This window comes from Streptomyces sp. NPDC058964 (assembly GCF_042741275.1).
GTDB lineage: Bacteria > Actinomycetota > Actinomycetes > Streptomycetales > Streptomycetaceae > Streptomyces.
The window spans coordinates 1241-12470 of record NZ_JBHYKH010000261.1 but is presented as its reverse complement, the minus strand read 5'-3'; the positions used below and the strand labels follow the sequence as shown (position 1 = coordinate 12470).

Here is an 11230-nt window from a genome sequence, read left to right as displayed (position 1 = left end):
GGCAGCGCCGGAACAGCCGGGTCGCCTCGCCGTCCGACGCCTGTCCGGGCCGACGGGGGCGCAGAGCGTCCAGAGATACGGCTGCCCGTGCCTCCTCCAGGCAGTACCCCAGTTTGGCGAGCCGGTCCTGAGCGGACGTCAGCTGGGACACGGCGGCCTCGACATCGCCGCGGGCCGCGCGGACCAGGGCCTCGGCCCGGTCCAGGACGGCGAGGACGCTCTCCCTGCCGAGCCGCAGCGCGTGCTCCCGGGTGACGTCGATGACGTCCTGCGCCTCGGTGGTCTCCCCGATCCGGACGAGGGCCTCGGCGAGGTCGCCGTGCCAGCGTCCGCGCGCCGGGTCCGTGATGCCCAGGCCCCGCTCCAGCTCGCGCACCCTGCGCAGCGAGCGGACCGTGCCCGCCGGGTCCCCGGCCACCAACTGGGCGTATCCGAGCGCGCCCAGGGCCCGGGACAGGTACATCTGGTCGCCGTCCTCCTCCGCGTGCTCCACCGCCTCCCGGGCCAGCGCCAGCGCCCGGTCCACGTCCCCGCCGGAGGCCTCCGCGAGCGAGGTGAGCATGGCGGAGGCCGTCTCGCCGATCCCGGAGTCCCGGGCCAGCCGGAGGCTCTCGCGGGCCAGGTCGAGTGCCCGGCCGCAGTGCCCGGCGCGCAGTTCGGTCTCGGCGAGGCCGCGCAGGAAGTGCACCTCGCTCTCCACCGAGCCGCGCCGGCGCACCTCGCGCAGCAGGGCGGTCACCGTCGACCGGGCCTCGGCCAGCTGGTCGCCCATGACCAGCCAGCGGAAGCGGGCGCTGCCCGCGCCGTTGTGATGGCAGGCCACCTTCGGGTCCTGGGGCTCCTTCAGCGCGCGCTTGATGGTGGCCGGGGCGGCCGGGTGGCCCATCAGGGTCTCGGTCTGGGCCTGGAAGGCCAGCGCGAGGAGTTCGGTGCGCCGGTCGCCGCCGCGCTCGGCCAGTTCCGCCGCGTGCGCGGCCGCCTCACGGGCCTCGGTGAAGTCGCCCTCCACGATCAGGGCCCGCCAGGCGAGCTGGTAGTGGACCAGGGCGAGCAGCCGGGGGTCGTCGCCGGCGTCGGCCAGGGCCTGCGGGAAGACGGCGTCGACCTCCGTCATGGTGTGGCCCGCCGTGTCGATCACGATGATCCACGCCCGGACCCGGTCCGCGGGGACACTCGCCCGGGTGAGCACCTCGCGGGCGATGTCCCGGGCGAGGTCGACCTCGCCGGCGGTGATGGCGTCCTCGGCGGCCTGGAGCCGGCGTTCGTCCGGGCCGGGCCGGGTGTCGGCCGGGGTGTGGCGGGCGGCCAGCAGCCCGAGGTGCGCGGCCACGGAGGGCGCCCCCCGGTCCCGGGCCTGAGCCGCGGCCTCGGCGAGCCGCGCGGCCACTTCCGGGTCGGTGCCGGTGGTGGCCAGGGCGAGGTGGCGGGCGCGCTCTATGGGGTCGGAGGCCGCGGTGGACAGCGCGGCGTGCGCGGCCCGCCGCTCGTGGGCGGGGGCCTCCGCGTAGAGGGCGGCCGAGATGAGGGGGTGTGCGAACCGTACGGTCGGGCCGTCGGGGTCGGTGGCGAGCAGCCCGAGTTCGGCGGCCTGGGCGCACTCGGCCTCGACGTTCTCCCGGCCGGCCGCGACCAGCAGGGACGGTGTGGGGCGCGCGCCCGCGCTGGCCACCAGCAGGGTGCGGCGGGCCTCGACCGACAGCATGTCCAGGCGGCTGAGCACGAGGGCGCGCAGCGAGGTGGGCACGGGCAGCGGCTCGCCCGCCCTGGGCGGGGTGGGGTTCTCGGCGAGGGCCCGACCGAGCTCCAGGGCGAACAGGGGGTTGCCGCCGCTGGTGCGGTGGATCTCGCGGACCGTGGAACGGGGCAGGCCGGTGTAGCCGCGGTGGTCGAGGAGCGTGGAGACCTGGTTGCGGGAGAGGGGGCTGAGGCGTACGGCGACGGTGTCCGGCGGGGACGCGCGCAGATGGCGGTCGTACTCCTGGCCCTCGGTCCGGACCGCGCAGAGCAGTTGGACGGGGGTGCCGCCGAGCCGCCGGGCGGCGAAGCCGAGCAGCTCCGAGCTGGCCGGATCCAGCCACTGCAGATCGTCGGCGACGATCAGGACGGTGCCCTCGGCGGCCAGGGCGCGCAGCGCGGACAGCACCGCCAGGCGCAGGGCCAGGCCGTCGCGCTGGAGGGTGGATTCACCGCGGCCGGTGAGCGCCGACTCCAGGGCGGTGCGCTGGGCCGCGGGCAGCCGGGCGGAGACCTGGTCGAGGACCAGGCCGAGGAGGTCGGCGAGGGCGAGGAAGGGGAGGTGCGATTCGGACTCGGTGGCCGAGCAGCGCAACACGGTGCGGGCGGCGCCCGCGTATTCGGCGGCCAATGCCCGCAGGACGGTCGATTTCCCTATTCCGGCGGGGCCGTGCAGGAGGACGCTGCCGCCCGAGGTGAGCTGCTCACGCGCGGCGCCGAACGGTTCCTCCCGGCCGATGACCAGGTCGGGGCGGCATCGGGCAGGCTCCTGGAAGTCCCGTCGCACGGTCACCGCTCCCCTCGTGTGTCGTGTCCGGGCCAAATTCTAGGCAACGAACCTTGAAATTCGGACGGAAGTCCCCGTGAGGGAAATAACAGAAGCCCAACAGAGGTCAAGCATAGGAAAATTCAAAGCGTGGATGGATGAATAGGCAAGCTTCCTTACGGCTACGGCAGCAGGCCCGAGCGGCGGGCGTTCGCCACCGCCTCCCCCCGGGTGTGGGCGCCCAGTTTGCGCATCGCCGAGCGGAGGTAGCCCTTGACCGTCTCCGGCCGCAGGCCCAGCCGGTCCGCCACCGCGGCGTTGGTCGCGCCGTCGGCCACACAGGCCAGGACGTCCAGCTCGCGCGGGGTGAGACCGACGCCCGTCGCCGGTGTCGGCGCCGTCAGCAGTCCGCAGGCGGCGAGGAGTTCCGACCGCAGTCCGGGGTCCGCGATCCGGGGCGCCAGGGCGCGCAGCGCGGCGTGGGCCTCGCGCACCTGCTCCCAGGCGGCGCTCTCGCCGACGGCGGCGACCGGCTCCGGCCGGGCCGCCGCCAGCAGGCTCCGTACCTCCTCCCGAACGACGAGTGCCTGCTCCACGTCTCGTGCCGCCGTCACCGCCGCGCTCAGCGTGCGGTCCCCCAGCGGCTGGGCCGTGCGCAGGGCGCCGTACAGCACGCCGCGCACCCGCCGCCGCACCACCACCGGCACCGCGAAGACCGAGCGGATGCCCTCGGCGGCCACCGGGACGTCGTACTCGTGGCTGATCTGCCGCGACGAGGAGTAGTCCGTCACGGCGCACGGGCGGGCCAGCGCCACCGCCTTGCCGCCCAGACCGTTGCCCGAGGTCACCGTGAGCGAGCGCAGCGCCATGGTGCTGGTGCCGCTCAGCTCGCTGATACGCACCTGCGGTCTGCCGGACTCGACCAGGCCACCGAAGGCGACCGGGAGCCCCGTCGTGCGCCGCAGCCGGGCCAGCGCACTCCGTATCTCCACCGCCTGCGCGGTGTCTCCTGCCACCTGTTCGCCCCTTCATCGCGGCTTTTGTGCGGACCACACCCCCGTTCGGGGGTAGTGAGACCTGCATCACGGATTACACGATGCCAGAGGGCCGCCCGGCAATGGTCCGTTCACGAGGAGGACAGATGACGACGGCGACGGAGCTCTTCCGCAGCGCGCGGGACTTCCTGCTGGAGCACCGCGAGGACTACGTCACGGCCTACGAGGGCTTCGCCTGGCCCCGCCCGGAGCACTTCAACTGGGCGCTGGACTGGTTCGACGTCATCGCGGACGGGAACGACCGCACCGCCCTGCACATCGTCGAGGAGGACGGCGAGGAGACCCGGCTGTCCTTCGCCGAACTGGCCGAGCGCTCGAACCGGGTCGCCAACTGGCTGCGGGCGTGCGGCGTCCGCGCCGAGGACCGTGTCCTCGTCATGCTGGGCAACCAGGCCGAGCTGTGGGAGACCGCGCTGGCCGCGATGAAGCTGCGCGCCGTCGTCATCCCCGCCACCCCGCTGCTCGGCCCCGCCGACCTGCGCGACCGCGTCGAGCGCGGCCGGGTGCGGCACGTGCTCGTCCGCGCCGCCGACACCGGCAAGTTCGACGAGGTGCCCGGCCGCTACACGCGCATCGCCGTCGGCGGCGCACCCGAAGGCTGGCAGGCCTACGAGGACGCGTACGACGCACCCGCCGCCTTCACCCCGGACGGGCCCACCCTCGCCGACGACCCGCTGATGCTCTACTTCACCTCGGGCACCACCGCCCGCCCCAAACTCGTCGAGCACACCCACACCTCGTACCCCATCGGCCACCTCGCCACCATGTACTGGATCGGCCTCAAGCCCGGCGACGTGCACCTCAACATCTCCTCGCCGGGGTGGGCCAAGCACGCCTGGTCCAACCTCTTCGCCCCCTGGAACGCACAGGCCACCGTCTTCATCCACAACTACACGCGCTTCGACGCCGCCCGGCTGATGGCCGAGATGGACCGGGCCGGGGTCACCACGTTCTGTGCGCCGCCGACCGTGTGGCGCATGCTCATCCAGGCCGACCTCACCCAGCTCGTCACCCCGCCCCGCGAGGCCGTCGCCGCCGGCGAGCCGCTCAACCCGGAGGTCATCGAACAGGTCCGCCGGGCCTGGGGCGTCACCATCCGGGACGGCTTCGGGCAGACCGAGACCGCCGTACAGGTCTCCAACAGCCCCGGCCAGCGGCTGAAGACCGGTTCCATGGGCAGGCCCAGCCCCGGCTACCGCGTCGAACTGCTCGACCCGGTCTCCGGCGCCCCCGGCGCGGACGAGGGCGAGATCGCACTGGACCTGTCGGTACAGCCGGTGGGCGTGATGGCCGGCTACCACGGCGACGCCGACCGTACGGCGGAGGCGATGGCCGGCGGCTACTACCGCACCGGTGACATCGGCTCCCGCGACGCCGACGGCTACATCACCTATGTGGGCCGCGCGGACGACGTCTTCAAGGCCTCCGACTACAAGATCAGCCCCTTCGAGCTGGAGAGCGCCCTGCTGGAGCACGAGGCGGTGGCCGAGGCCGCCGTGGTGCCCGCGCCGGACGAGCTGCGCCTGGCCGTGCCGAAGGCCTACATCGTCCTCGCCGAGGGCTGGGAGCCCGGGCCCGACACCGCCAAGGTGCTCTTCGAGCACTCCCGCGAGGCCCTCGCCCCCTACAAGCGCATCCGCCGCCTGGAGTTCGGCGAACTGCCCAAGACCGTCTCCGGCAAGATCCGCCGGATCGAGCTGCGCGAGGCCACGGCCGCGGGCTCGCAGAACGAGTACCGCGAGGAGGACTTCCGGTGAGCGCAACCTCAAAGCTGTCGTACACCCACGGAACCGGCCCCACCGCCCTGCTCGGCGACACCATCGGGGCCAACCTCGACCGGGCGGTCGCGGCCTGGCCGGACCGGGAGGCGCTCGTCGACGTCCCGTCCGGCCGGCGCTGGACCTACGCCGAGTTCTCCGCCGACGTCGACCGGCTGGCGTACGCGCTGCTGGCGAGCGGGGTCGCCAAGGGCGACCGGGTGGGCATCTGGGCGGTCAACTGTGCGGAGTGGGTGCTCGTCCAGTACGCCACCGCCCGTATCGGCGCGATCATGGTCAACATCAACCCGGCCTACCGCACCCACGAGGTCGAGTACGTCCTCAACCAGGCCGGCATCTCCCTGCTGTTCGCCTCCGTCAGCCACAAGACCAGCGACTACCGGGCGATGGTCGAGGAAGTGCGCGGCCGGTGCCCGCGGCTGCGGGAGACCGTGTACATCGGTGACCCGAGCTGGGAGGCGCTGCTCAGGCGCGGGACACCCGATCGGTCCGAGGACCTCCGGGTCCGCGGGAGCGAGCTGTCCTGCGACGACCCGATCAACATCCAGTACACCTCGGGCACCACAGGGTTCCCCAAGGGAGCCACCCTCTCGCACCACAACATCCTCAACAACGGCTACTTCGTGGGTGAGTCGATCGCCTACAGCGAGCAGGACCGGATCTGCATCCCGGTGCCCTTCTACCACTGCTTCGGCATGGTGATGGGCAACCTCGCGGCGACCTCGCACGGTGCGTGCATGGTCATTCCTGCGCCGTCGTTCGACCCGAAGGCCACGCTGGAGGCGGTCCAGGGGGAGCGCTGCACCTCGCTGTACGGCGTCCCGACCATGTTCATCGCGGAGCTGAACCTCCCCGACTTCGCGACGTACGACCTGTCGTCGCTGCGCACCGGGATCATGGCGGGGTCGCCCTGCCCGGTCGAGGTGATGAAGCGGGTGGTGGCCGAGATGCACATGGAGGAGGTCTCCATCTGCTACGGCATGACGGAGACGTCCCCGGTCTCCCTGCAGACGCGGATCGACGACGACCTGGAGCACCGCACCGGCACCGTCGGCCGTGTCCTGCCGCACCTGGAGGTGAAGGTCGTCGACCCGGTGACCGGGGTGACCCTGCCGCGCGGCGAGGCCGGTGAACTGCGCACCCGCGGCTACAGCGTGATGCTCGGCTACTGGAACGAGCCCGAGAAGACCGCCGAGGCCGTCGACGCGGGGCGCTGGATGCACACCGGGGACCTGGCGGTGATGCGGGAGGACGGGTACGTCGAGATCGTCGGCCGCATCAAGGACATGATCATCCGGGGTGGCGAGAACATCTACCCGCGCGAGATCGAGGAGTTCCTCTACGCCCATCCGAGGATCAGGGACGTCCAGGTCGTCGGCGTGCCGCACGAGAAGTACGGCGAGGAGGTCCTCGCCTGCGTCATCCCCCAGGACACGGCCGACCCGCTGACCCTGGAGGAGCTGCGCGCCTTCTGCCAGGGGCGGCTCGCGCACTACAAGGTCCCGAGCAGACTGCAGATCCTCGACTCCTTCCCGATGACGGTGTCCGGCAAGGTGCGCAAGGTCGAGCTGAGGGAGACGTACGGCGAGTGAGTCAGGCGCCGGTGGCGTCCAGGTCGTCGGCGAGACCGTTCACCGGCTGCGGGGTGCCCGTGAGGTCAAGGACGTACAGGGGGACACCCAGGGAGTCGGCGCGGGCACGGGCGTCGTCGGCGTACCCGGCGAGGGAGAAGTAGACGCAGTCCGCGGACTCCGTCATGGCCGTCAGCCACAGGCACTCCACGTCCCGCAGTGAGGCCGGGTGGATCGTGGGGTCCACCTGGGCCACGACCCCGCAGGCGGCCAGACCGATGCCGGACGGGGGCCGCTGGTCGGCACGGCGGATGTCCCGGTAGCCCAGCCACCGCAGATAGAGCGCGGCGGCCGTCACCGCGTCCCGGGCCGTGCGGATGGTGACGGGCTGGAAGGGCGCCCGCCCTCGCGGCGGTCCGGGAACGGCCCGTGCCCCGGCCTGCCGGCCGCCGTCCCCGGAGGCGCCTGCACCGGGCCGGCCACGGCTGCCGTGCCACCCCGGACCGAAGCGGCCGGATCCGGTGTGCGCGCCGGCAACGGGGCCGGTCCCCGACCCGGGCCTCGGACCCGCCCCGGCACCGTCGTCCGCCGGTCCGGGGCCCCGGCCCGCGCCCGTGTCCGGGTCCGGGCCGAGGTCCTTGCTCGGGCCCGGGTCATGGCCTGGGCCGATGCTTTCGCCTGGCCCCGCGTGGGTGTGCCGGCCGAGGCCGTTGCCGGGGCCCGCGTGGCCGTCCGGGCCGAGTCCCGTTGCCGCGCCCGCGTCCTGGCCGGGGCTCCTGCCCAGGCCCGCGTCGGCGTTCGGGCCGTGGACCGTGTCTGCGCGGGGGGCGAGTCCCGCGCTCGGCTCTGCGGCCGTGCCCGGCTCGGAGCGCGGGCCGAGGACGGTTTGCGTGTCTGTTCCCGCGTCGGTGACCTCGTCCACGCTCACGGCACCGTCCGGGGCGGGGCCCGCTCCCGAGTCCGTGACCGGGATCCGTAGCAACGTGCCGCACTCGCAGCCCATTTCCGGTTGCGGCCACTCGTCCCGGCGACCGCAGGACGGGCAGGGCACGGTGACCCAGTCCTCGGCCCAGACGCGGTGGGTGACGACCGTCGCCGCCGCCGCGCGGTCGAGCGGCGGCGCGACGGCGGCGCCGCACGCACAGGGATACGACGGCGCGACATAGAGGTGCTCGCGCCGACAGGCCGGACAGCGCACCGGCACGCTCTCGGACATGGGTCCCATCGTCCACCCACCAACCCCCGCTTGTCCTTCCCTTGACGGCCTTCGCAGGCCCACTTACATTACTTCCAGATAGTAGAAAACATTTTCCGCAATACGGAAGTGCTGCCGTGGGGCGCGACGGGAGTACGCATCCGACAGCCGAAGCAGGAGTACTCGATGGCTCGAATGACCGCTGCCCGTGCGGCAGTTGAGATCCTCAAGCGCGAGGGCGTCACCGCCGCGTTCGGTGTGCCGGGCGCGGCGATCAACCCCTTCTACGCGGCGCTCAAGGCGTCCGGCGGCGTCAACCACACCCTCGCCCGCCATGTCGAGGGCGCCTCCCACATGGCCGAGGGGTACACCCGCACCCACCCGGGCAACATCGGCGTCTGCATCGGCACCTCCGGCCCCGCCGGCACCGACATGATCACCGGCCTGTACTCGGCCATCGGCGACTCGGTTCCGATCCTCTGCATCACCGGCCAGGCCCCGACCGCGGTGATCCACAAGGAGGACTTCCAGGCCGTCGACATCGCCTCGATCGCCAAGCCGGTCACGAAGATGGCGGTCACCGTGCTGGAGGCGGCACAGGTCCCGGGCGTCTTCCAGCAGGCCTTCCACCTCATGCGCTCCGGCCGCCCCGGCCCGGTCCTGATCGACCTGCCGATCGACGTGCAGCTCACCGAGATCGAGTTCGACCCTGAGACGTACGAGCCGCTGCCGGTCTACAAGCCCAGGGCGAGCCGCGCGCAGATCGAGAAGGCGATCGCGCTGCTGAACGAGTCCGAGCGGCCGCTGATCGTCGCCGGCGGCGGTGTCATCACCGCCGACGCGGCGGAACTCCTCGTCGAATTCGCCGAGCTGACGGGCACACCGGTCGTCCCGACCCTGATGGGCTGGGGTGTCCTGCCGGACGACCACGAGCTCAACGCGGGCATGGTGGGTCTGCAGACCTCGCACCGCTACGGCAACGCGACGTTCCTGGAGTCCGACTTCGTCCTCGGCATCGGCAACCGCTGGGCCAACCGCCACACCGGACGTGTCGACGTCTACACGGCGGGCCGGAAGTTCGTCCACGTCGACATCGAGCCCACCCAGATCGGCAGGATCTTCGCGCCCGACTACGGCATCGCCTCCGACGCCAGGGCCGCGCTGGAGCTCTTCGTCGAGGTGGCAAGGGAGCTGAAGGCCGAAGGCAGGCTGCCCGACCGCTCCGACTGGTCCGCCGCCGCACAGCAGAGGAAGGCCACGCTCCAGCGCCGTACGCACTTCGACGACATCCCGATCAAGCCGCAGCGGGTCTACGAGGAGATGAACAAGGCCTTCGGCCCGGAGACCCGGTACGTCTCCACGATCGGCCTCTCACAGATCGCGGGCGCCCAGCTGCTGCACGTCTTCAAGCCGCGGCACTGGATCAACTGCGGCCAGGCGGGCCCGCTCGGCTGGACGATCCCGGCCGCGCTGGGGGTGGCGAAGGCCGACCCGCAGGCGTCCGTCGTGGCCCTCTCCGGCGACTACGACTTCCAGTTCATGATCGAGGAACTGGCGGTCGGCGCGCAGCACCGGATCCCGTACGTCCACGTCCTGGTCAACAACTCCTACCTGGGCCTGATCCGCCAGGCACAGCGGGCGTTCGACATCGACTTCCAGGTCAAGCTGGAGTTCGAGAACATCAACTCGCCCGAGCTGGGCGTCTACGGCGTCGACCATGTGAAGGTCGCCGAGGGCCTCGGCTGCAAGGCGATCCGGGTGACCGACCCGAACGAACTGGGCGCCGCCTTCGAGCAGGCCAAGAAGCTCGCCGCCGAGTTCCAGGTGCCGGTCGTCGTCGAGGCGATCCTGGAGCGCGTCACCAACATCTCGATGTCGACGACCAACGACATCTCCGACGTCGTCGAGTTCGAGGAACTGGCCACCGAGCCGTCCCACGCCCCGACGTCGCTCAAAGCCCTGAAGGCCTGACCCCCAGGACCCCCAGGACCCCCAGGACCCCCAGGACCCCCAGGACCCCCAGGACCCACACGACCCACCGGCATCGAAGGACCCACCGGCATCCAAAGGGGGCGGTCCGTCCGAGGGGGAGGGACGCCCCCTTGTATACCCTCGGGCGCATGCGGATGACCGTTCCCACGGCGCTCGGTGACATCGCCGTACGCCGCGAGGGCCCACCCGGTGCCCCCGCGCTCCTGCTCCTGCACGCCAATCCCGGCGACGGGCGCGACTACGACGCCGTGCTGCCCGCACTCGCCGAGGAGCACCGCACCTACGTGGTCGACTGGCCCGGTTACGGCGACTCGGCCGCTCCCGATCCCGCTCTGGTCTCCCCGGAGGGCCTGGTGGAGGCGGCCGAGCGGGTTCTGGACGCGCTGGAGGACGTGGACAGGGTCACCGTGGTCGGCAACAGCGTCGGCGGATACGTGGCCTGCCGGCTCGCCGAGGGCGCGTACGCGGAGCGGATCGCCGGGCTCGTGCTGGTCGACCCGGCGGGCTTCACCGCCCGGAACGCGCTCACCCGCTGGTTCTGCCGCGGGGTCATGGGACGCCCGGCCGTGGCCCGGCGGCTCGTGGTTCCGCTGGCCCGCGCCTATCTGGGCCGCCGGAGCACCCCGAGCGCCCACGCCACCTTCGAGCGCGTCCGCGGGCTACCGGACCGGCCCGAGAGGCTGGCGGTGCACTGCGCGATCTGGCGCGGCTTCGCGGACCCGGGGTTCGGCCTGACGGACCCGGCCGCCCTCGCCGTACCCGTGCTGCTGCTGTGGGGCCGCCGCGACCCGGTGGTCCCCGCCTTCCTGGACGGACGGCGGGCGCGCCGGTCGCTGCCCCCGCACACGGTGAGCGCGCTGCTGCCGACGGCCCACGAGCCGTACAACGAGCGCCCCGACCTGTTCCTGCGGCACACGCTCGCGTTCCTGCGGGATCCGCGTGCCTTCACACCCCGCCGCAGCTGATGCCGCCCGTGCCGCACCCGGGGCGCGGCACCTCGTGCTCCGTGGTCCCGCCCCGGCCGGTGAGACCCGCCTCCCGCGCGAAACGGGGGGCGAGCGCCGTCAGGGCCCGGTCGCCGTACAGGGCGCCCCCGACCACGGTGTCCACGCGCGCCAGGCCGGGGGGGGCGGCGCGGC

General features: G+C 72.7%; 7 protein-coding genes and 1 pseudogene. 4 read left to right on the top strand and 4 right to left on the bottom strand.

Annotation, left to right across the window (positions count from 1 at the left end):
- Positions 1-2527: ATP-binding protein (locus ACFW2E_RS27785; RefSeq protein WP_384469805.1), on the bottom strand; the 2527-nt coding region annotated here is incomplete at its 3' end.
- 155 nt (positions 2528-2682) lie between these two features.
- Positions 2683-3516 carry a response regulator transcription factor gene (locus ACFW2E_RS27780; protein ID WP_384469804.1) on the bottom strand — a complete coding sequence of 278 codons (834 nt, stop codon included), beginning with the start codon at positions 3514-3516 and terminating at the stop codon, positions 2683-2685.
- A 125-nt stretch (positions 3517-3641) separates the two neighbouring features.
- Here ACFW2E_RS27780 and ACFW2E_RS27775 point away from each other — a divergent pair, with 125 nt between their 5' ends.
- Both ACFW2E_RS27775 and ACFW2E_RS27770 read left to right on the top strand, forming a co-directional pair.
- Positions 3642-5312 carry an AMP-binding protein gene (locus tag ACFW2E_RS27775; protein WP_384469803.1) on the top strand — a complete coding sequence of 557 codons (1671 nt, stop codon included), beginning with the start codon at positions 3642-3644 and terminating at the stop codon, positions 5310-5312.
- Positions 5309-6925: an AMP-binding protein gene (locus ACFW2E_RS27770; protein WP_384469802.1), complete on the top strand. Its 1617-nt coding sequence runs from the start codon at positions 5309-5311 to the stop codon at positions 6923-6925. Before ACFW2E_RS27775 ends, ACFW2E_RS27770 begins: the two co-directional genes overlap by 4 nt.
- A 1-nt stretch (position 6926) precedes the next feature.
- On the opposite strand, the gene ACFW2E_RS27765 is transcribed toward ACFW2E_RS27770, so the two are convergent.
- Positions 6927-7574, bottom strand: a complete 648-nt coding sequence (locus tag ACFW2E_RS27765) for a hypothetical protein (protein ID WP_384469806.1) — start codon at positions 7572-7574, stop codon at positions 6927-6929.
- 711 nt (positions 7575-8285) lie between these two features.
- Between ACFW2E_RS27765 and gcl the strand changes: the two genes are divergently transcribed.
- Positions 8286-10070 carry a glyoxylate carboligase gene (gene gcl, locus ACFW2E_RS27760; protein WP_384469801.1) on the top strand — a complete coding sequence of 595 codons (1785 nt, stop codon included), beginning with the start codon at positions 8286-8288 and terminating at the stop codon, positions 10068-10070.
- Positions 10071-10219: 149 nt separating this feature from the next.
- Positions 10220-11056, top strand: a complete 837-nt coding sequence (locus ACFW2E_RS27755) for an alpha/beta fold hydrolase (protein WP_384469800.1) — start codon at positions 10220-10222, stop codon at positions 11054-11056.
- Here the strand turns inward: ACFW2E_RS27755 and ACFW2E_RS27750 are convergent.
- Positions 11037-11230, bottom strand: a pseudogene (locus ACFW2E_RS27750) (hypothetical protein); the annotation flags it as partial. The gene ACFW2E_RS27755 and the pseudogene ACFW2E_RS27750 overlap by 20 nt on opposite strands.

What these genes read in the sequence shown, in the direction of transcription:
- ACFW2E_RS27775 (WP_384469803.1), top strand. Translation starts at nt 3,642, where the DNA reads ATGACGACGGCGACGGAGCTCTTCCGCAGCGCGCGGGACTTCCTGCTG.
- gcl (WP_384469801.1), top strand. Translation starts at nt 8,286, where the DNA reads ATGGCTCGAATGACCGCTGCCCGTGCGGCAGTTGAGATCCTCAAGCGC.
- ACFW2E_RS27755 (WP_384469800.1), top strand. Translation starts at nt 10,220, where the DNA reads ATGCGGATGACCGTTCCCACGGCGCTCGGTGACATCGCCGTACGCCGC.